Origin of the sequence: Actinotignum sp. UMB0459, assembly GCF_051905915.1 — a bacterium.
Classification (GTDB): Bacteria; Actinomycetota; Actinomycetes; order Actinomycetales; family Actinomycetaceae; genus Actinotignum; species Actinotignum sanguinis.
Genome location: NZ_JBQAIK010000002.1, coordinates 67,808 through 87,232 on the forward strand (window position 1 = coordinate 67,808; position 19,425 = coordinate 87,232).

Annotated in this window: 22 protein-coding genes; all 22 read left to right on the forward strand. The window is 62.7% G+C overall.

Annotated elements, in window-relative coordinates; translation table 11 throughout:
* Positions 1–182: 182 nt before the first annotated feature.
* The 22 genes from ACTFPK_RS00695 (at position 183) to ACTFPK_RS00800 (ending at position 19,184) form a co-directional block, all read left to right on the forward strand.
* Positions 183–1,469, forward strand: a complete 1,287-nt coding sequence (locus ACTFPK_RS00695) for a homoserine dehydrogenase (protein WP_274732429.1) — start codon at positions 183–185, stop codon at positions 1,467–1,469.
* Positions 1,469–2,353, forward strand: coding sequence for a homoserine kinase (gene thrB / locus ACTFPK_RS00700; RefSeq protein ID WP_274732430.1), 885 nt, complete (start codon positions 1,469–1,471; stop codon positions 2,351–2,353). The genes ACTFPK_RS00695 and thrB overlap by 1 nt, the downstream gene beginning before the upstream one ends.
* 98 nt (positions 2,354–2,451) lie before the next feature.
* A complete protein-coding gene (rho, locus tag ACTFPK_RS00705; RefSeq protein ID WP_274732431.1) occupies positions 2,452–4,404 on the forward strand; it encodes a transcription termination factor Rho in 1,953 nt (650 codons plus the stop codon).
* Between the two features lie 196 nt (positions 4,405–4,600).
* Positions 4,601–4,813 (forward strand): 50S ribosomal protein L31, encoded by a 213-nt coding sequence (gene rpmE, locus ACTFPK_RS00710; RefSeq protein ID WP_016441737.1) that lies wholly within the window; start codon positions 4,601–4,603, stop codon positions 4,811–4,813.
* Positions 4,814–4,937: 124 nt separating this feature from the next.
* Positions 4,938–6,044 carry a peptide chain release factor 1 gene (gene prfA / locus ACTFPK_RS00715; RefSeq protein WP_087069881.1) on the forward strand — a complete coding sequence of 369 codons (1,107 nt, stop codon included), beginning with the start codon at positions 4,938–4,940 and terminating at the stop codon, positions 6,042–6,044.
* A 16-nt stretch (positions 6,045–6,060) separates the two neighbouring features.
* A complete protein-coding gene (prmC, locus tag ACTFPK_RS00720; RefSeq protein WP_439910884.1) occupies positions 6,061–6,978 on the forward strand; it encodes a peptide chain release factor N(5)-glutamine methyltransferase in 918 nt (305 codons plus the stop codon).
* Positions 6,965–7,561 carry an L-threonylcarbamoyladenylate synthase gene (locus ACTFPK_RS00725; protein ID WP_439910885.1) on the forward strand — a complete coding sequence of 199 codons (597 nt, stop codon included), beginning with the start codon at positions 6,965–6,967 and terminating at the stop codon, positions 7,559–7,561. The genes prmC and ACTFPK_RS00725 overlap by 14 nt, the downstream gene beginning before the upstream one ends.
* A gap of 78 nt (positions 7,562–7,639) precedes the next feature.
* Positions 7,640–8,842, forward strand: a complete 1,203-nt coding sequence (locus ACTFPK_RS00730) for a glycosyltransferase family 4 protein (RefSeq protein ID WP_439910886.1) — start codon at positions 7,640–7,642, stop codon at positions 8,840–8,842.
* Positions 8,839–9,258 (forward strand): hypothetical protein, encoded by a 420-nt coding sequence (locus tag ACTFPK_RS00735; RefSeq protein ID WP_439910887.1) that lies wholly within the window; start codon positions 8,839–8,841, stop codon positions 9,256–9,258. Before ACTFPK_RS00730 ends, ACTFPK_RS00735 begins: the two co-directional genes overlap by 4 nt.
* A gap of 221 nt (positions 9,259–9,479) precedes the next feature.
* On the forward strand, positions 9,480–10,298 hold the full coding sequence (gene atpB / locus ACTFPK_RS00740; protein ID WP_439910888.1) for a F0F1 ATP synthase subunit A: 819 nt from the start codon (positions 9,480–9,482) through the stop codon (positions 10,296–10,298).
* A gap of 23 nt (positions 10,299–10,321) precedes the next feature.
* Entirely contained in the window at positions 10,322–10,540 is a 219-nt protein-coding gene (gene atpE / locus ACTFPK_RS00745; protein ID WP_016441730.1) for an ATP synthase F0 subunit C, read from the forward strand.
* A gap of 3 nt (positions 10,541–10,543) precedes the next feature.
* Complete coding sequence (gene atpF, locus ACTFPK_RS00750) at positions 10,544–11,074, forward strand: F0F1 ATP synthase subunit B (protein ID WP_016441729.1); 531 nt, start codon at positions 10,544–10,546, stop codon at positions 11,072–11,074.
* Positions 11,074–11,913, forward strand: a complete 840-nt coding sequence (locus ACTFPK_RS00755; RefSeq protein WP_439910889.1) for a F0F1 ATP synthase subunit delta — start codon at positions 11,074–11,076, stop codon at positions 11,911–11,913. The genes atpF and ACTFPK_RS00755 overlap by 1 nt, the downstream gene beginning before the upstream one ends.
* A 9-nt stretch (positions 11,914–11,922) precedes the next feature.
* Positions 11,923–13,548, forward strand: coding sequence for a F0F1 ATP synthase subunit alpha (gene atpA, locus ACTFPK_RS00760; protein WP_439910890.1), 1,626 nt, complete (start codon positions 11,923–11,925; stop codon positions 13,546–13,548).
* 3 nt (positions 13,549–13,551) lie between these two features.
* Positions 13,552–14,484, forward strand: a complete 933-nt coding sequence (locus tag ACTFPK_RS00765; RefSeq protein ID WP_126134870.1) for a F0F1 ATP synthase subunit gamma — start codon at positions 13,552–13,554, stop codon at positions 14,482–14,484.
* A 29-nt stretch (positions 14,485–14,513) separates the two neighbouring features.
* Positions 14,514–15,974: a F0F1 ATP synthase subunit beta gene (gene atpD / locus ACTFPK_RS00770; RefSeq protein WP_274732436.1), complete on the forward strand. Its 1,461-nt coding sequence runs from the start codon at positions 14,514–14,516 to the stop codon at positions 15,972–15,974.
* Positions 15,974–16,249 (forward strand): F0F1 ATP synthase subunit epsilon, encoded by a 276-nt coding sequence (locus ACTFPK_RS00775; RefSeq protein WP_016441724.1) that lies wholly within the window; start codon positions 15,974–15,976, stop codon positions 16,247–16,249. Before atpD ends, ACTFPK_RS00775 begins: the two co-directional genes overlap by 1 nt.
* Before the next feature lie 13 nt (positions 16,250–16,262).
* Complete coding sequence (locus ACTFPK_RS00780) at positions 16,263–16,652, forward strand: DUF2550 family protein (RefSeq protein WP_439910891.1); 390 nt, start codon at positions 16,263–16,265, stop codon at positions 16,650–16,652.
* Positions 16,653–17,348 carry an endonuclease NucS gene (gene nucS / locus ACTFPK_RS00785; RefSeq protein ID WP_126134872.1) on the forward strand — a complete coding sequence of 232 codons (696 nt, stop codon included), beginning with the start codon at positions 16,653–16,655 and terminating at the stop codon, positions 17,346–17,348.
* 9 nt (positions 17,349–17,357) lie between these two features.
* A complete protein-coding gene (locus tag ACTFPK_RS00790) occupies positions 17,358–18,518 on the forward strand; it encodes an N-acetylglucosamine-6-phosphate deacetylase (protein ID WP_274732437.1) in 1,161 nt (386 codons plus the stop codon).
* Positions 18,519–18,584: 66 nt separating this feature from the next.
* Complete coding sequence (locus tag ACTFPK_RS00795; RefSeq protein WP_274732438.1) at positions 18,585–18,869, forward strand: ATP/GTP-binding protein; 285 nt, start codon at positions 18,585–18,587, stop codon at positions 18,867–18,869.
* Positions 18,870–18,923: 54 nt separating this feature from the next.
* Positions 18,924–19,184: a type II toxin-antitoxin system Phd/YefM family antitoxin gene (locus ACTFPK_RS00800; protein WP_439910892.1), complete on the forward strand. Its 261-nt coding sequence runs from the start codon at positions 18,924–18,926 to the stop codon at positions 19,182–19,184.
* Positions 19,185–19,425: the final 241 nt, after the last annotated feature.

Genomic DNA, 19,425 nt, shown 5'->3' on the forward strand with positions numbered 1-19,425 from the left:
TGCCCGCACGCGGAGCTCGTCCACCCGCAGCGGGCGGGCCGACAGCGCGCACCGGCTCCACCTTCGCTAGGCTAGGACACGCGAGGACAGATGAGGGGCCGGCGCATCGCCCGGACCAAGCCGGTATCCGCGCAGGCCGAGCCGGCATCCGCGCGGCGCGTTCGTCAAGATAAGGAGTAGGCGTGAAGGAAGTCAAGGTTGCCCTGCTGGGGGCGGGAACGGTAGGAAGCGCCGTCGTCCGCCTGCTGCAAGCCAATGCGGAAGAATTTAACCTGCGAGCCGGGGCGCGCCTGCGCGTGATCGGAATTGCGGTGCGCAACCTGGAGGCCCCGCGCGATCCGGCCATTGATCGCACACTGCTCACCACCGATGCCCACGCCATTATTGCCCAGGCGGATATTGTTATTGAACTCATGGGCGGCATCGAACCGGCGCGCGAATATATTTTGGCCGCTTTTGCCGCCGGTGCCTCGGTGGTCACCGGAAATAAGGCGCTGCTGGCCGAACACGGTCCAGAATTGTACGACGCCGCGGCGCGTGCCGGCGTCGATCTCTATTACGAAGCCGCGGTGGGCGGGGCCGTCCCGGTGGTTTACGGGCTGCGCGAATCCCTCGCCGGGGACCGCGTTACCCATATCCTCGGAATCGTCAACGGCACCACCAATTACATCCTTGACGAAATGACCACCAACGGGGAAAGTTTCGATGCCGCGGTGAAGAAGGCGCAGGAGCTCGGCTACGCCGAAGCTGATCCGAGCGCCGATGTGGACGGGTACGACGCCGCGGCGAAATGCGCCATCCTGGCTTCTCTCGCTTTCCACACCCGCGTCCAGCTTTCGGATGTGCACACCCACGGAATCCGCGATATCACCCCGGATATGATTGCCTCGGCCGGGCGTGGCGGCTACGTGGTCAAGCTGGTGGCCTCCGCCAAGCGGCGCGCGGACGGCATTGAATTGTACGTGGGCCCCACCCTCATTCCCGCCCAGCATCCGCTCGCTACCGTACACGGCGCCTATAACGCCATTGTGGTGGAGGGCGAAGCCGCGGATCGGCTCATGTTCTACGGGCCGGGTGCCGGCGGGAACCCCACCGCCACCGCGGTGCTTTCCGATCTGGTGGCCGCCGCGCATCACCGCGTGCACGGTGGGCTGGCTCCGCGCGAACTGGCGTACGGCGAGCTGCCGATTCTGCCCCCTTCCCAGGCGCGTTCGCGCTTCCAGTTGAGCATGGACGTGGCCGATCACGTGGGTGTTCTCAGCGAAGTTACCGGGACTTTTGCCCGCCATAATGTTTCCATTAGCGGGGTGAGCCAAGAATCGCCCACCGCGGATCACCTGTGCCGCCTCACGGTTACCACCCACGAAGCCCTCCAAGCCGATGTGGAAGCAACCATTGCGGATCTCTCCGCCGCCGCGGGTCTGGCAACCGTACGCACCGCGAGCTTCGTGCGGGTGGAGGTGGCCTAATGCGTATCGCCACCTCCGAAGCGCGGGTGCGGGTCCCGGCGACCTCCGGCAATCTCGGTCCCGGCTTCGACTGCATGGGCATGGCGCATAACCTCTGGGACGAGGTGAGCGTGCGCCTCACCACCGGCGCTACCCGGGTGAGTATCGAAGGGGAAGGCGCGGATGTTCTTCCCACCGGTGAAGATCACCTCATCGTACGGGCTCTGCGCCGCGGTTTTGAGGCGGCGGCCCTGCCCGGCGTCGGTTTTGAACTGCACTGCGTTAACGCAATTCCGCAGGGGCGCGGCCTCGGTTCTTCCGCGGCGGCCGTGGTGGCCGGCTTACTGTTAGTGCGCGGCCTGGTAGATCGCCCCGATATATTCGACGACGGCGTGCTCCTCTCCCTCGCCACCGAATTTGAAGGGCACCCCGATAATGCCGCACCGGCGATTTTCGGGGGCGCCGTCGTTACATGGATGGAAGGAACGCAGGCCCGGGCGGCGCGTATCCCCACCGCGGTGGACACCACCCTCCTTATTCCCGGTGAACAGCTCCTGACCGAAAAGGCGCGGGCCGCGTTGCCGGATACCGTTCCGCACGCAGATGCCGCTTTTAATGCGTCGCGCACCGCCATGCTCACCCTTGCCCTGGAGCACTACCCCGATTTGCTGTGGCAGGCCACCGAGGATCGCCTCCACCAGGACTATCGCGCCGGGGCGATGCCGGCCTCCGCGGACGCGGTGCGGGCACTGCGCGCGGCCGGGTTCCCGGCCGTTATTTCCGGTGCGGGCCCATCCGTGCTAGTATTTTCACGCCTTGACGCTGACACAGTTTCTATGATGCAGCGGCGTGGATTTACGGTGAATACCGCTGGAATGTCCACACGGGGCGCCTATCTGGTGTAGACTAAGGTCTAACCGACGTTCTTATACCGGTTATTTCCCACGTACTTGAAATTGTCATAAGTGCGTTAACAACCCCTGAATTCCGAGGAAGGAACCTCGTGACGGAAACCCCAACATCAGGCGCAATCTCAACGATGCGGGTGCCGCAGCTGCGCGCGCTCGCCGAAGAACTCGGCCTGGACATTGACCCGAAAGCTAAGAAGGCGGACCTGCTCGCGGCCATTCGCGAAGTTCGCCCCGCGCGGCGCGGGCGGCCCCGCAAGGAAGATAGCCTCGCTAATATCAAGAAGACACGCGAAAAGCCCGCTGCTGCCACCACGGCAAAGCCCGCAGCGAAGAAGGAAAGCGCGGATGAAGCCGCATCGGTGTCCACCGCCGCGGAAGCAGCCACCCGCACCCACGCGGTAAGTGCCGCCAGTGCTGATGCCGCACCGGTGGCGGCGCCCAGTACCGCCGGCCACGATGATCGTGAGGAACGTAAAGTGCGGCGCCGGGTGCGCCGGGATCACCGCGAACCGGTGCATATCGATCTGCCCGAACCGAAGCAGGAAGCTGCCTCGACTGCCCGCCGTTCCGATTCCCTCAGTGATGAAAACACCCTCGCGGCCCTGGATGCCATTGGCGATGCCGCGGAACGCCGCGCTGGTGACCACCATGACACCACCTCGGAGCGCCGCCGTCGCAAGCGCAACCGGCGCGGTGAGGAACACGAAGAAGCCCGCCGCTCCCGGCGCACCTCGGAACGCGCCGAACGTACTGATCGCGCGGATCACGAGGTGGAGGATGCCGCCCCGGCTGCGAAGCCCGAACGTGAAGAACGCCAGGAGATCCCGGCCGGTAAGCGCCAGGCGGAGGATACCCTCGTTCCCGTCGCTGGCATTGTGGATACCCAGGGTAACCAGATGGTGCTGCGCACCGGCGGCTACCTGCCCGGCCCCAATGACGCGCAGATTTCCACCGCGCTGGTGCGCCAGTACGGTCTGCGCCGCGGGGATGCCGTGGTGGGTGCTATTCGCCAGCACGATGAGGATAATTCCTCGCATAATAACCGCAATAACAAGCGTAATCCGCGCCGTCGTTACAATAATCAAAACAATAACCGGTCCGGTAACCAGCTCGTCCAGGTGGATACTATTAACTCCCTGCCCGCAGCTGAAGCAGCGCGCCGCCCGGACTTTAATAAGCTCACCCCGGTCTACCCGGATGAGATTTTGCGCCTGGAAACCGAACGCAAGGGCCTGTCTACCCGCGCCATCGATTTGGTTGCCCCCATTGGCAAGGGCCAGCGCGGCCTCATTGTTTCCCCGCCGAAGGCCGGGAAAACCATGATTATGCAGCAGATCGCCAAGGCGATTGCCGCGAATGATCCCGAGGTTCATATCATGGTGGTTCTCGTGGATGAACGCCCCGAAGAAGTGACGGATATGCGTCGCATCGTCAAGGGCGAAGTGATTGCTTCCACCTTTGACCGCCCGGCTTCGGATCACACTATCGTCTCCGAACTGGCTATTGAGCGCGCCAAGCGCCTGGTGGAACTCGGTCAGGATGTGGTGGTTCTTCTCGATTCCCTCACCCGCCTTTCGCGTGCCTACAACCTCGCGGCACCGGCTTCGGGGCGTATCCTTTCCGGTGGTGTGGATGCCGCGGCGCTCTACCCGCCCAAGAAGTTCTTCGGTGCGGCGCGCAATATCGAAAATGGTGGCTCGCTCACGATTATCGCTTCCGCGCTGGTGGAAACCGGATCGAAGATGGACGAAGTTATTTTCGAAGAATTCAAGGGCACCGGCAATATGGAGCTGCGCCTCTCGCGCCAGCTCGCGGATCGGCGTATCTTCCCGGCGATCGATATCAACGCCTCGGGTACCCGCCGCGAAGAAATGCTCTACAAGCCCGAAGAACTCAAGGTCATCTGGCAGCTGCGCCGGGCCCTGGGAACTCTCGGAGTGGATGAAGCGGCGGACTTCGTGCTCAAGCGGATGCGGAATACCGAAAATAACGCGGAATTCCTCGTGTCGATTATGCGTTCCATGCAAGGATCGCGCGGCGAATAAGCCGAATAAAAACGGCGGGAGGAACCGGCCGGGTGGCCGGGTACCGAGCGCGTGGCGCACAATAGTGATGTGATACGCGCACGGTACCTTGTCTCGGCCGGCCCGCCCGTGCCATAATTTTCTGTCGGCTCCCGGTTCACCGTGATATGGAGAACCGTGCTCGGACCCGGGGGCAGCTACGAACCAAGGAGAGATAATGAAGCAGGGAATCCATCCCGATTACCACGAGGTCTCCGTGACCTGCACCTGCGGTAATGAGTTCACCACCCGTTCCACCTACAACGGTGACCATATGCGCGTGGAAGTGTGCAATAACTGCCACCCGTTCTACACCGGCAAGCAGAAGATCCTGGATACCGGTGGGCGCGTGGCTCGCTTCGAGGCACGCTACGGCAAGCGCAAGAAGTAAGCGCCACGGAAAGGAGCGTCACCGCAAGGGCGCTCCTTTTCTTTTTGCACTATTGTCGGTAGGGTCGCCACTCTCCGGTGGCGGCAGGGCACGCGCTGGGCGCGCGTGAAGAAAGGTCCTCGTTATGGCTGATACACGTCGTGAGGTTGCCGAGCACCATCTCGCTGAATTTGAAAAAATCGAAGCGGATATGGCTAGCCCGGAAGTTCTCTCCTCCCCGGATAAATTGCGTTCACTCGGGCGGCGCTATGCCGAACTCGGGCGGGTGGTACGCGTGTACCGGCGTTTCCTGCAGGCCGAACAGGACCTCACCGAAGCTAAGGAAATCATCTCCCAGGGCGGGGAAGATGCTGAACTCTTCCGCCCCGAACTTCCCGGAATGGAAGAACGCTACGAAGCTGCCTCCCAGGAACTCACGGAAGTCCTTATTCCCCGCGATGAAGACGACGCCCGCGATGTCATTATGGAGATCAAAGGTGGGGCCGGCGGGGAAGAATCCGCCCTCTTCGCGGGGGACCTGGCCCGCATGTACGAACGCTACGCCACCTCTAAGGGATGGAGTTGGGAAGTGCTGGGTGCCAACCAAACCGAGCTGGGTGGCTATAAGGACCTCGAGGTTGCCATCCGTTCCCGTGGGCAGCTTGAGGATCCTTCCGAAGGCGTCTGGGCCCACCTCAAGTACGAAGGCGGGGTCCACCGGGTGCAGCGCGTACCCGTAACCGAATCCCAAGGGCGCATCCAGACCTCCACCGCAGGGGTGCTTGTTTTCGCGGAAGTGGATGACCCGGGCGAAGTGGAAATCGCCGCGAATGACCTGCGGATTGACGTGTACCGTTCCTCGGGGCCGGGCGGGCAGTCCGTGAACACCACCGATTCGGCGGTGCGTATTACCCACCTTCCCACCGGGATTGTGGTCTCCATGCAGGATGAAAAATCGCAGATCCAAAATCGTGAATCCGCTATGCGGGTGCTGCGCGCCCGGTTGCGTCAGCTCCAGCTGGATCAACAGGCCGCTGAAAACGCGGAATTGCGCCATTCTCAGGTGCGTACCCTGGACCGCTCCGAGCGCATCCGCACCTATAATTTCCCGGAAAATCGTATTTCCGATCACCGCACCGGCTACAAGGCCCATAATCTCGACGCGGTTCTCGATGGGGACCTGGATGCCGTCATCGATTCGGCCCGGATTATGGATGAAGCGGCTCGTATGGAAGCCGCGGAAGAAAAGTAGAAGGTAGCCGAGCGCTATGACCACCTGGGCGGAATTGCTGGCAGGTGCCACCGCGCAGCTCACCGCGGCCGGGGTAGATTCGCCGGCCGCCGATGCCCGCTGGCTGGCCGAAGCGGCCGCCGGGAAGCGCCCCGATCCGCGCACCACCCCGCCTCCGGCGCAGCGCGAACTTTTCACCCGGTATCTGGCCCGCCGCGCCGCGCGCGAGCCACTTCAGCATATTACCGGGCGGATGTATTTCCGCTACCTCGAGCTGGTATCCACCCCCGATGCGCTTATTGTGCGCCCGGAAACTGAGATCGTAGCCGAACGCGCCATCGCGGCCGCACGGGCGTGCGTAGCCGCGCATACCCGCGCGAATGCTACCGCCAGAGGGAACGACGGCGCAGCGGCGGCGCAGAACGGCGCCGCCGGGCAGCAGGCAGGCCCCCTTGTTGTCGATCTTGGCACCGGCAGTGGGGCCATTGCCTTGAGTATCGCTACCGAAGTCCCCGCTGCCCGGGTGATCGGCGTCGATACAGATCCCCGGGCCTTGCACCTGGCCACCACCAATAATGCTCGCTACGGCTCGCCCGTTACTTTTCTGCACCACGATGTGACTGAGCCGCTTCCCGAACTGGACCACGCGGTTGACGTCGTCGTCGCTAATCCTCCCTATATTCCACCCGATACGCCCGTGAGCGCAGAAGTGCGGGCCGATCCGGCACGGGCCCTGTGGGGCGGGGGAGCGGACGGCCTGGACCTGCCCAGGCTTTTCGTGGCGCGCGCGGCGCAGCTACTGCGGGGCGGGGGTATCCTCGTTCTCGAACACGCCGAGACGCAGAGCGCGCCCCTGCGCGAATACGCCCGGACGCAGGGTTTCACCCGGGTGGCAACCGGCCGGGACCTGGCCGGGCGCGAACGTTTTTTGGAGGCAGAATATGGACACCTGTGATGCCGCGGTAGCCGCCCTCGCGCGCGGCGAGCTCGTGGTTCTCCCAACCGATACCGTTTACGGCCTGGGCGCGGATGCGTTTTCGCGCGCGGCTGTCACCCGGCTCCTCACCGCGAAAGGGCGCGGGCGCGATAAGCCTTCCCCGGTGCTCGTCGCTTCGATGGACGACGCCGCCCGTTTGACTTCCGCCATCCCGGCCGGCGCCCGCGCACTCGCCGCGGCGTACTGGCCCGGGGCTCTCACCCTCATCCTCCCCGCGAATAACAGCATCGGCTGGGACCTGGGCGAAACCCACGGAACCGTGGCGCTGCGCATGCCCGATCATCCGCTCGCTCTGGAACTGCTGCGCCGCACCGGCCCGCTAGCCGTTTCCTCCGCGAACCTTACCGAGCACGCCCCGGCCCGCACCGCCGCGCAGGCCCGCGCGCAGCTGGGAGAGAAAGTCGCGGTGTACCTGGACGGGGGCACCGCACCGGGCGGGGTGCCGTCCACCATTGTGAGCTTCGCGGAGGAGCGGGCGCAGATCCTGCGCCACGGCGCTATTGCTGATGAGGATATCGCCGCCATCGTGCCGCTGGGCTGAAGCGATGCGGCGGCGCCGCACGGAAGCACGGTGCGGGCCGGCTAGACTGAACGGCAACAGCACTAGGAAGGAGAGAGCATGCGCGTCTACCTGCTCATGATGGTGCTCAGCTGCGCCATCACTTACTTCCTGGTTCCCGCGATTCTGCGCCTGGCGCTGCGCGTGGGCGCCATGACGCAGGTGCGCGAACGCGATATCCACACCGTGCCCATCCCGCGATTGGGTGGGGTGGCGATGTTCTTGGGATTTTCGGCCTCGTTCGCCATTGCCTCGCAGATCCCCTACCTGCACCGGGTGCTCGGGCCCGCCTCCCAAGCCTGGGCGATTTGGCTGGGCGCCGGGCTTATGTGCCTGGTGGGTGCCATCGACGATATCTGGGAACTCGATTGGATGACGAAACTGGCCGGCGAAGTGCTGGCCGCCGGGGTCATGGCCTGGCAGGGCGTCCAGTTCGTCACGCTGCCCTTTATGGGGCTGACCGTGGGCTCCACCCGCCTATCGATTTTCTTCACCATCCTCATGGTGGTCATCACGGTGAACGCTGTGAATTTTATGGACGGGCTGGACGGGCTGGCCGCCGGGATCGTGGGGATTGCCTCCCTGGCTTTCTTTATTTATTCCTATATTCTTACCCGCAATGCCACCCCGGGGGATTACACCTCGGTGGCCTGCGCCGCCGCGGCGGCCACGGTGGGGATGTGCACCGGGATTCTGCCGCATAATTTCCACCCGGCTCGTATCTTTATGGGTGATTCGGGCGCGCTTATGCTCGGCATGGTGCTGGCCGCCTCGGCTATCCAGGTCACCGGGCAGATCGATCCGCAATCCACCTCCCTCGGCTACGCGCTCCCGGCGTATTTGCCGCTGCTGCTGGCCCTCGCCGTGGTGGTGCTGCCCCTCTCTGATTTCATCTGGGCCGTCACCCGGCGCCTGGCCCGCGGGCAGTCTCCCTTCCACGCCGACGCCGGCCACCTCCACCACCGCCTGCTACGCCTGGGCCATTCGCATACCGGCACCGTGCTCATTCTCTATCTGTGGACGGCTATTTTCTCCTTCAGCTGCATGTTGCTTATTGTGCTACCCGCCCGGCACGTCGCCCTGATCGGGGCGGCGGGGGTGGTGCTCGGTTGCGTGGTCACCTTCGGGATGTTTGGCCGACGGCGCAGCTCGGCGGCGCGCGGGGAGCGAATCCCGGAGGAGAATGCCGGAGATGCGCCTGTTTCCATGATTGAGCAGGCGCGGGAAACAGAGCCGGTGCAGGAAGCGGAGGAGCATCAATGAGGGCCCAATCCGGGTGGGGGGTCGCCCCGAGCGGAGGCGCCGCGCGCTTGCTGCACCGTGCCCAGCTGAGCGCAACGCTCGGATGCGTCGTCGTCGGAATAATCGGGATAGCGATGTGCCTGCTTGCCGGTCAAGGTGAGCACGCTTGCGCCGTGGGATGGGCCACCCTCATTGCGTTTATCCTCCAGGTGGTGACCTGGGGCAGTGCACGTTACCTGCCCGGTGGGAGCGGATGGGCTCTGACTAGCTACGCGGTCAAACTCGTGGTGGTGTTAAGCGGTCTCGGGGCGGTGCGTGCTTTGACCGCCGCGCCGGTGGGAACCGCGGCGCTGGCGCTTGCCGGGCTCATTATCTGTGCGCTCGCGGTGCAATCGTGGGTGGTAGTGCGCGCGGATCTTCGTGCGACCGCATCGTGAGCTACCCGGGATGCCAGGCCGCGTTTCGCGGGTATATTCGGGAACAGGGCGCTTAGTCCTAGCCGCGCAGAGGCGGTAAGAGTAACGTAGACCACTGTTCACGGCGGCAAAGTTCAAGGCCGCGCGGTGATGACAATTGTGATTTCCACGCTAAGATAGGTTAGCAGTGCCGTTCAGGCGGGGTTCCCGCCGCGGAAAGATTCGATGGAGAGGGTGAGCGCATGGCAGTCGGTTCGTTCGCGAATCTGAGCATGCTCGGCCTGCCGATGGAGAACGACGGGTTCCACGCCCCGGGAGTTGAGGAATTCTTCCCCGCCCCCATCTTCTTCGCCGGCACGCCATTTGAGATGAATCGCGTGATGGTGATTCGTCTTCTTGCGGCTTTAGTTCTTCTGGTTTTCTGCGTTATCTATGCCAAGCGCGCCAAGCTCATTCCGGGTCGTGCGCAGGCTGCGATGGAATCCCTGCTGGACTTCTCGCGGGTGCAGATCGGTGAAGAAATTCTTGAAGGGCAGGCACGGAAGTACCAGCCCCTGCTCGCCACCATTTTCCTCGGTACTCTCTTTATGAACCTGACCGGCGTTATCCCGGGCTTGCAGCTCGCGGGTACGTCGGTTATTGGTATGCCGCTCATTTACGCCGTGGTGGCGTACGTGGCTTTCATTATTGCGGGTATGAAAGAACGCGGGGCGGGTACCTTCTTCAAGGAACAACTCTTCCCGCCCGGGGTGCCCTGGCCGATTTACATCATCATGACGCCCATTGAGTTGCTTTCTACCTTCATTATTCGGCCCGTCACCCTGACGATTCGTCTCTTGGCCAATATGCTTTCCGGGCATATGCTGCTCGTGCTCTGCTTCCTGGGCACCCACGCGCTCTACTTCTCCATGGGCGGGGGCCTCGGTATCGGCCTGGGTACGGTCACTCTGGTGGCGGGTATCCTCTTCACCGTCTTTGAACTTTTCGTGGCGTGCCTGCAGGCGTATATCTTCGCCCTGCTCACCGCCGCGTATATCCAACTTTCTATTTCCGCCCACTAAAACAACAAGAAAAGGACAATCCCATGACTGGATCTGCAGCAGTTCTCGCGACCATCGGTTACGGTCTCGCGGCTATCGGCCCCGGCATCGGCGTCGGCCTCATCGGTGCGAAGAACCAGGAAGCTACCGCACGCCAGCCCGAGATCCGCGGCTACCTGCGTGTCAATATGTTCCTGTCCATCGCCTTTACCGAAGCACTCGGCCTGATCGGCTTCGCCGCGGGCTTCGTGTTCGGAGCTTAAGCAATGTATCTCGCTGAAGAACACAGTGTTATCATTCCGGCCATTCCGGATCTGCTGTGGGGCACGGTATCTTTCCTCATCGTCGCCATCGCGGTGTATAAATTCGCCTGGCCGACGCTGACGAAGATGCTTGATGAGCGGCGGGAGAAAATCGAAGAAGGTTTGCTCGCTGCCGAGCGCGCCCGCGAGGAAGTGGCTCAAGAACGTGCCACCATCCAGTCCGAAAAGGACGCCGCGGTGCGCGAAGCCGCGGATATCCGCGCCCAGGCACAGTCCAATGCCTCCGATATTATCGAGCGTGCACGCCGGGAAGCCGGCGAAGAAGCGCGGCGCATTTCCGCCGCGGCTCAGGTTCAGATTAAGGCTGATACCGACGCCGCCGCGCGGATTCTCCGCGCGGATCTGGGCACTATGGCTTCGCAGCTGGCCGGTCGTATCGTGGGTGAGCAGATTCGCCTCGATCCGAGTGTGAATCAGGGCGTCGTCGATTCGTTCCTCGATAATCTCGAGGAGCAGGCGCGAACGGGGGCGTAATGCGGTCCACGAGTAAGCAATCCGCCGCCGCGGTCACCGCAGAGTGGGACGCCCTGCTTCAGGAATATCCCGGCCAGGAAATTGACTTGGCGCGCGAACTTTTCGCCGCTGCAGACGCCATCAATGCCTCCCCTTCCCTGCGTGGAACCCTCGCGGATACCACCCGGGCTGGTGCGGCACGGGAAAGCCTGGCAGGTGCCATTTTCGCCGCCCACGTGAGCGCACCGGTTCTTACGGTGCTGCGCGCGGTAGCGGGGCGGACGTGGACGGAGGACGCTGATCTCGTCACGACCGTGGATACCCTCGGCGCACACGCTGTATTGGTCCGGGCGCGTGGCGCCGGGGTGCTCTCCGGCGTCGAAGATGAGCTCTACCAGCTTATGCGTACCCTTAAAGAAACTCCTGATCTGCGCATCACGCTCTCCCGCGAGGAATACTCCGCGGAGGAACGCGCGGCACTCTTTGACCGGGTGGTTCCGAATATTCGGGAGGAAACCCGGGTACTCGCGCACCGCGCCCTCGAGCGAGTGCGGGAGATGACCCTGGCCGCCTCGCTCATGGAGTACGCGGTCCAGGCAGCGGATTTGGGCGATGTTTCCGGAGTATCGGTGCTGGTGGCCCAGCCGCTCACGGCGAACCAAGAAGAACGTCTCCAGCGCGCCCTGACCGCGATGTACGGAACCGAAGTTTCCATCCACGTGTCGGTAGATCCGACTGTAGTGGGCGGCATGCGTATCCAGCACGGTTCGGATGTTATTGACGCGACGCTGCAGTCCAGAATTAAAGATGTACGCGATAAAGTCGCGGCCATGCCGGCGGCACCGGCGAGCAACAGGTAAGGAAAAAGAATGGCTGATCTGACAATCCAGCCCGAAGAGATTCGGGCAGCGCTCGATAACTTCGTGCGTAGCTACACGCCGGAGCAGTCCGAGAGTGAGCAAGTTGGTCACGTCACCATGACGGCGGACGGCATCGCCCGCGTGGCCGGCCTGCCCGGTGCGATGGCCAATGAACTTCTCGTTTTTGAGGATGGCACCCGCGGACTGGCGATGAACCTGGAAGAGCGGGAAATCGGCGTTGTGGTTCTCGGTGACTTCTCCAATATTGAAGAAGGCCAGGAAGTGCGCCGCAGCGGTGAGGTGCTCTCCGTCCCGGTGGGCGACGGATACCTCGGCCGCACGGTGGATCCGCTCGGTAAGCCGATTGACGGCCTGGGCGAAATTGAGAATCTCAGCGGCCGGCGTGCCCTGGAGCTGCAGGCTCCCGGCGTGATGATGCGTAAGTCGGTGCACGAACCGCTAGAAACCGGTATCAAGGCTATTGACTCGATGACCCCGATTGGGCGCGGCCAGCGCCAGCTCATCATCGGGGACCGCCAGACGGGTAAAACCGCCCTCGCGATTGACACCATCCTCAACCAGCGCAAGAACTGGGAAACCGGGGATCCCTCCAAGCAGGTGCGCTGCATTTACGTGGCCATCGGCCAGAAGGGCTCCACCATCGCTTCGGTGCGCGGCACCCTGGCCCGCTACGGCGCGCTGGAGTACACCACCATCGTGGCCTCCCCGGCATCCGATCCGGCGGGCTTTAAGTACCTGGCCCCCTACACCGGTTCGGCTATCGGCCAGCACTGGATGTACGAAGGTAAGCACGTGCTTATCGTCTTTGACGATCTTTCTAAGCAGGCGGAAGCCTATCGAGCGGTGTCCTTGCTGCTGCGCCGCCCGCCGGGGCGTGAAGCCTACCCGGGCGACGTTTTCTACCTGCATTCGCGCCTGCTGGAACGCTGCGCCAAGCTCTCCGATGAGCTGGGTGGAGGTTCCATGACCGGCCTTCCGATTGTGGAAACCAAGGCGAATGACGTCTCGGCCTATATTCCGACCAACGTTATTTCCATTACCGACGGTCAGATCTTCTTGCAGTCCGACCTCTTCAACTCTAATCAGCGCCCTGCCGTGGACGTGGGCATCTCGGTGTCCCGCGTGGGCGGCGATGCGCAGATCAAGGCGATGAAGAAGGTTGCCGGTACCCTGAAGATCACCCTGGCCCAGTACCGCTCCCAGGCGGCCTTCGCGATGTTTGCCTCGGATCTTGATCCGGCCACCCGCCAGCAGCTCACCCGCGGTGAGCGCCTCATGGAGCTGCTCAAGCAGCCGCAGTACACCCCGTACCCCATTGAGGAACAGGTGGTTTCGGTCTGGGCCGGCTCGAAGGGCTATCTCGATGATGTCCCGGTGGAGAAGGTGCACGATTGGGAAGCACGCATGCTCGACTACGTGCGGCACAACTCCTCGGTGCTGGAAACCATTGCCACTACCGGTGAGATGGATAAGGATCTCGAAGCCGCACTCGAAGCCACGGTGAGCGCCTTTACGGAGTCCTACCGCACCGCCGAAAACCTGCCCGCGGGTGGGGAAGAGGATGTCCCGGCCGAGCAGGCCCGTGAAACTCTCGCGCGGCCGACGAAGGGTTAATCGATGGCCGGCGAACAGAGGATTTACAAGAGCAAAATTCGTGCGACGAGCACCTTGCAAAAGGTGTTCCGCGCGATGGAGCTCATTGCGGCCTCGCGTATCGGCTCGGCGCGCCGGGAGGCGCAGGAACTGGACCCCTACGCGCGGGCAGTAACCCGCGCGCTCGGGCTGGTGGGGCGCCACGACTTTGACGCCCAGCACCCGCTGATGCGCGAGCGTACCGATACCAATCGGGTAGCGGTACTCGTGGTGACTTCCGACCGCGGCATGGCGGGAGCCTATTCGGCCAATGTACTGCGCGAAGCGGAACGCACCGTGGAGAATCTGCGTGCCGAAGGTAAGGATCCGGTGCTCTACGTGACCGGTCGGCGCGGCCTGCAGTACTTCAAATTCCGCGGCGTGAATATCGCTGGGGAGTGGAGCGGCACCTCGGATAAGCCCGATCCGGAGCAATCCGATGAAATCGCGCGCACCCTCCTCGAGGCTTTCACCGCCGCGCCGGAAGAAGGCGGCGTTGCCGAAGTCCACGTGGTCTACACCCGTTTCCAATCGATGGTGAGCCAGGTGGTGCAGGTGCGCCACATGCTTCCGCTCGCCATTGTGGACTACGGGGAAGGCGATCTGGAGGATACCGGATCGGAATTCTCGGGCGGCGGCACGGAAGAAACCGAACCGCTCTACGATTTCGAACCCTCAGCGCACGACGTTTTCGAAGCGCTCGTGCCCATGTATGTTCGCAAACGTATCTCCTCGATTCTTCTCATGGCTGCGGCCTCCGAACTCGCTTCGCGCCAGCAGGCGATGCACGCGGCTACCGATAACGCTGCTGAACTTATTGAGAAGTACACCCGGCTCGCCAATAACGCGCGCCAGGCTGAGATCACTACCGAGATCACTGAAATCGTCTCCGGTGCCGATGCACTAAGTAACGGATAACGCGCTTCGTAACGGATAAGGAACACACTATGACTGCACAACTAGAGGAGCAGACCGCGGACCTGGCCACAACCGGCCGGATTACGCAGGTCATTGGCGCCGTCGTCGACGTCGAATTTCCGTCCGACGCGCTTCCCGATATCAATAACGCCCTGAAAACCACGGCAACCCTCCCCTCCGGTGACGGAAGCGTCATCGAGCAGGAGATGGTCTTGGAAGTGGCTCAGCACCTGGGTGATAACGTGGTGCGCACCATCGCGATGAAGCCGACTGACGGCCTGGTGCGCGGCGCCGTCGTTATCGATACCGGTGCCCCCATCACCGTTCCGGTCGGTGACGTGACCCGCGGGCACGTCTTCAACGTGGTGGGCGAACCGCTTAACGTTTCCCCCGATGAGATCGAGGTGAAGGAACGCTGGTCGATTCACCGCCAGGCTCCCGCCTTCGACGAACTCGAGCCGGAAACCCAAATGTTCCAGACCGGCCTCAAGGTTATCGACCTGCTCACACCTTACGTGCAGGGTGGCAAGATCGGCCTCTTCGGTGGCGCGGGCGTGGGTAAAACGGTCCTCATCCAGGAAATGATTCAGCGCGTGGCCCTCGACCACGATGGTGTTTCCGTATTCGCCGGGGTGGGCGAACGTACCCGCGAAGGTAACGACCTCATCCACGAAATGGACGAAGCCGGGGTTCTTGATAAGACGGCCCTCGTTTTCGGACAGATGGACGAGCCGCCGGGGGTGCGCCTGCGTATCGCGCTGTCCGGTTTGACCATGGCGGAGTACTTCCGCGACGTCGCCAACCAGGACGTGCTGCTCTTCATCGATAACATCTTCCGCTTCACCCAGGCAGGTTCGGAAGTATCCACCCTGCTCGGGCGCATGCCTTCCGCGGTGGGCTACCAGCCCACCCTGGCCGATGAAATGGGTGCGCTCCAGGAACGTATTACCTCCACGCGCGGGCATTCCATTACCTCGCTGCAGGCCATTTACGTTCCCGCGGACGATTACACCGACCCGGCGCCGGCAACCACCTTCGCCCACTTGGATGCAACAACCGAGCTCTCGCGTGATATCGCCTCCATGGGTATTTACCCGGCGGTGGATCCCCTCGCCTCGACTTCGCGTATTCTGGACCCGCAGATCGTGGGCCAGCAGCACTACGAAGTCGCGACCCGCGTCAAGGCAATCCTCCAGAAGAACCGCGAACTTCAGGACATCATCTCCATCCTCGGTGTGGATGAACTCTCCGAAGAAGACCGCCTGACCGTCGCCCGCGCGCGCCGGATCCAGCAGTTCCTCTCGCAGAATATGTACACCGCGGTGAAGTTCACCGGCGTGGAAGGCTCCACCGTTCCGGTTGCGGAAACCGTTGAAGCGTTCCGCCGTATTTGCGACGGCGAGTACGATCATGTCCCCGAGCAGGCCTTCTTCAATATTGGCGGCATCGAGGATCTGGAACGCAAGTACCACGAACTGCGGAGCGAATAATGCTGGACGTTGAGATCGTTTCCCAGCGGGAGTTGGCGTGGCGCGGGAATGCCGAATCGGTGACCGCGCCCGGCACCGAAGGCTCGGTGGGTATCCTCACGGACCATACCCCGCTCGTTGCTCTCCTCACGGAAGGCAACGTCGAGGTGCGCGGCTGCGCGGACGGGCGCGATCGCAGCTTCACAATGTCCGGCTCCGGCTTCCTCACGGTGACCGCGAACCAGGTTATTGTGGTGGCCGATTCGGTCAGCGAGCAGTCGGTCAACGGGCAGTAGGCGGAGAGCGCGAATGAGCTGGCAAAGCGTAGCACTGATCGTCGTGCTGGTTCTCCTCGCGCTCCTCATCTACTTCCTGGCGCGGGTGCGGTACCTCTTCAACCAGTGGGGGTCCTCCCAGGCGGCAGTACGCCGGCAGCACCGCTGGCATACCGGAGTGGTGTTTTTCCGCACCGATGCGCTGGAATGGTTTAGGGTCGCCTCCCTATCCTGGCGTCCGGCGCTGCGCCTCGACCGGCGTTCCCTGAGCATCAACCTGGTTAAAGTCCGTGAGGATATCGCCACCGCCCGCGTGGGGGATGCTCATACAGAAATTGATATGGCCATGAGCTGCCAAGCGCATACGGCGCTGGTGGCGTGGGCGGATTCGGCCCCGCCCCGGGGAGATTGGGTGTTGTTCTAGATGCGCGTTGTTTTTGCTACCTGTTCGGTGGATTATTCCGGACGCCTGGACGCGCATCTCGAACCGGCCACTCGGCTCCTCATGGTCAAGGCGGATGGCTCGGTGCTGGTTCATGCAGATACCGGCTCCTACAAGCCCCTCAACTGGATGATGGGCCCAACCCTCTTCACCGAAGAAGAACCGAGCGCAGCCGAGCGCGAGGCGGGCGTGCGCACCATCTGGAACGTGGAGCACAAGAAAACCGATGACCGGCTGGTTATTCGGATCTACGAGGTCTTTTCCGATTACGAGCAAGACCTCGGGGTGGATCCCGGACTCGTCAAGGACGGGGTGGAAGCGCACCTGCAAAAACTGCTGGCCGAACAGGTGGAACGCATCGCCCCGCAGGCCAGCTTGGTGCGCCGGGAGTACCCCACCGCCATCGGTCCGGTAGATCTTATGGTGCGCGACGGCGAGGGCGGCTATATCGCCGTCGAAATTAAACGCCGCGGCGAAATCGACGGGGTCGAACAGCTCACCCGCTACCTTGACCTCTTGCGCCGCGATCCCCTCCTCACCCCGCTGCGCGGTATTTTCGCAGCCCAGGAAATCAAACCTCAGGCCCGTGTGCTGGCCGAAGACCGCGGCATTGACTGTATGATCTTGAACTACGACGATATGCGTGGCATAGACCACCCGGAGGATCGACTGTTTTAGGACGGGATAATGGGGTTCTTATACGGCCGGGCAGCGTTGCCCGGCGGCGTACGTGAATGTGAAATCGCGTGGGACAAGGGAGTTCTCACGCGGGTAGATACGGTATCGAGCGATGTGACAGCAGAGCTCCCGGAGGGGTGGCTCATCCTCCCCGGGCTCGTTGATGAACACTGCCACGGCGGGGGAGGGGCTTCCTTCCCTGATGCGAAAGATAGCACGGAAGTGGCGCAGGCGGCCGGGGAACATCTGGCGCACGGGACCACTTCGATAGCCGCGGCTCTCACCACCCTGAGCGTGGAGCGCATGGAGGCCGGGGCAAGCTTGCTCGCCGATGCGGTCGAGGACGGGACCCTGGCCGCCATTCTTATTGAGGGACCTTTCCTTTCTAGCGAGCGAGCGGGGGCACAAAACCCCGCCTATTTGGAAACCCCGAGCGTGGAGATTGCTAACCGGCTCCTCACCGCTGCCCGCGGGCATGCCTGGGGGATGACGCTCGCCCCCGAGCTATCGGGGGCGAGCGAGGTGGTGGACCTGCTGCTTGAGCACGGTGTGGTGCCCACCTGGGGGCATACCCACGCGGAGGCCGGCCCGGCGCGGGAGCTCCAGGAGCGGGCGGTGGCCGGCGGGGCAACCCCGGTGGCCACCCACCTCTTTAATGCCATGCGCGAATTGCGTCACCGGGCGCCCGGTCCGGTAGCCGAGTATTTGGCTGCCGCGCGGCGCGGCAGCTGCGTCGTCGAACTTATTGGAGACGGCGTGCATATTAGCTCCGAGCTGGTGCGCAACGTGGTCGAAATCGTGGGCCCGGAAAATATCGCGCTCATCACCGATGCCATGGCGGCTGCCGGTATGGCGGATGGCACCTACGAGCTGGGCGGGCTGCGGGTGCATGTGACCGACGGGCAGGCACGGCTGCGCGGGGGCAATCTCGCGGGCGGCACCTCTCATCTTCTCGATATTGTGCGCACCGTGGTCGGCGCGGGAGTCGATATGAACGACGCCGTTACCATGGCGAGCGCCACCCCGGCCCGCGTAATGGGTTTGACCGATCGCGGATCCCTCGAAGTGGGCAAGCGCGCGGATCTGCTGGTCGTGGATGAGGAACTGCGCCCGCGGCGGGTCTACCGCGCCGGGCAGTTGGTTGCGCAGGACGGCAAGTTGGTGGCGTAGCCGGGAGACTGCGGCGTCGTACGCGATGCTAGTGGACTCCGCGCGCTCAGGGGCTACCATGGAAGAATGCGCCGGTCGAAAAAGTATTCCCGTCCCGTTCACCCGCTGAATATCAGCGCGGCGATGGGTGGGCTCACCTATGAAAACGGACGCGATGGCGCCACGTATAAAGTGCGGCGCATCGCCAGCGCCGCGAAGGATTATGTGTGCCCCGGTTGCGGCGGGATGATCCGGGTTGGTGAAAGCAATATCGTTGCCTGGACGGAGGACACCATCTGGGGTGCCCAGTACGGGGTGGATTCGCGCCGCCACTGGCATCCGGGGTGCTGGCAGCACCGCGGCCGCGCCTAACCGATTTTCCCATTGTGTGACCGGCGTAAGCAGTTTTATATTTGCTTTATGGCCATGACCGAAACTCAAGTGAGCACCCGGGAATTACGCGAGAATCTCTCCCAGATTCTTAGAGAAACTATCCAAGAAGGAAAGCGGTTCATCATCGCGCACGAAGGCAAAGCTGTTGCCGCTATCGTCACCATCGATGATCTTCACGCGTTGGAAGAATTGGAAATGGCTCAAGATATTGCCGCCTACGAGCATGCAAAACGTACCGATGATGGTGGGCGCATTAGCCTTGAAGATTTCAAAGCCAGTCTTGTGATACCTTGAGCGGTTTTGGACAGGGAATTTAGTATTCTCTCGGACATGCCCTCGCCGGAACCCTCTATAGCCCCAACCCGTATGTTTTGGTACGCGAACTCGACACCACACCAGCATTAATCCAATGCCTATATGCGGGCTAAGGCGTGCAGCGAACTCAAGGTGTAAGCGACGGTCGAAAAGTAGCCCAGTTTCGACGGTCGCTAACACTCAAGGCCGCAAGTGGCTCGGGTGTGTCAGAATTAAGGGC

Coding starts and splice junctions, on each gene's coding strand:
- thrB (WP_274732430.1), top strand. CDS start 1,469: ATGCGTATCGCCACCTCCGAAGCGCGGGTGCGGGTCCCGGCGACCTCC.
- atpD (WP_274732436.1), top strand. CDS start 14,514: ATGACTGCACAACTAGAGGAGCAGACCGCGGACCTGGCCACAACCGGC.
- atpE (WP_016441730.1), top strand. CDS start 10,322: ATGACTGGATCTGCAGCAGTTCTCGCGACCATCGGTTACGGTCTCGCG.
- nucS (WP_126134872.1), top strand. CDS start 16,653: ATGCGCGTTGTTTTTGCTACCTGTTCGGTGGATTATTCCGGACGCCTG.
- ACTFPK_RS00790 (WP_274732437.1), top strand. CDS start 17,358: ATGGGGTTCTTATACGGCCGGGCAGCGTTGCCCGGCGGCGTACGTGAA.
- prmC (WP_439910884.1), top strand. CDS start 6,061: ATGACCACCTGGGCGGAATTGCTGGCAGGTGCCACCGCGCAGCTCACC.
- ACTFPK_RS00755 (WP_439910889.1), top strand. CDS start 11,074: ATGCGGTCCACGAGTAAGCAATCCGCCGCCGCGGTCACCGCAGAGTGG.
- ACTFPK_RS00730 (WP_439910886.1), top strand. CDS start 7,640: ATGCGCGTCTACCTGCTCATGATGGTGCTCAGCTGCGCCATCACTTAC.
- rpmE (WP_016441737.1), top strand. CDS start 4,601: ATGAAGCAGGGAATCCATCCCGATTACCACGAGGTCTCCGTGACCTGC.
- ACTFPK_RS00725 (WP_439910885.1), top strand. CDS start 6,965: ATGGACACCTGTGATGCCGCGGTAGCCGCCCTCGCGCGCGGCGAGCTC.
- ACTFPK_RS00800 (WP_439910892.1), top strand. CDS start 18,924: ATGACCGAAACTCAAGTGAGCACCCGGGAATTACGCGAGAATCTCTCC.
- prfA (WP_087069881.1), top strand. CDS start 4,938: ATGGCTGATACACGTCGTGAGGTTGCCGAGCACCATCTCGCTGAATTT.
- atpF (WP_016441729.1), top strand. CDS start 10,544: ATGTATCTCGCTGAAGAACACAGTGTTATCATTCCGGCCATTCCGGAT.
- atpA (WP_439910890.1), top strand. CDS start 11,923: ATGGCTGATCTGACAATCCAGCCCGAAGAGATTCGGGCAGCGCTCGAT.
- ACTFPK_RS00735 (WP_439910887.1), top strand. CDS start 8,839: ATGAGGGCCCAATCCGGGTGGGGGGTCGCCCCGAGCGGAGGCGCCGCG.
- atpB (WP_439910888.1), top strand. CDS start 9,480: ATGGCAGTCGGTTCGTTCGCGAATCTGAGCATGCTCGGCCTGCCGATG.
- ACTFPK_RS00775 (WP_016441724.1), top strand. CDS start 15,974: ATGCTGGACGTTGAGATCGTTTCCCAGCGGGAGTTGGCGTGGCGCGGG.
- ACTFPK_RS00795 (WP_274732438.1), top strand. CDS start 18,585: ATGCGCCGGTCGAAAAAGTATTCCCGTCCCGTTCACCCGCTGAATATC.
- ACTFPK_RS00780 (WP_439910891.1), top strand. CDS start 16,263: ATGAGCTGGCAAAGCGTAGCACTGATCGTCGTGCTGGTTCTCCTCGCG.
- ACTFPK_RS00765 (WP_126134870.1), top strand. CDS start 13,552: ATGGCCGGCGAACAGAGGATTTACAAGAGCAAAATTCGTGCGACGAGC.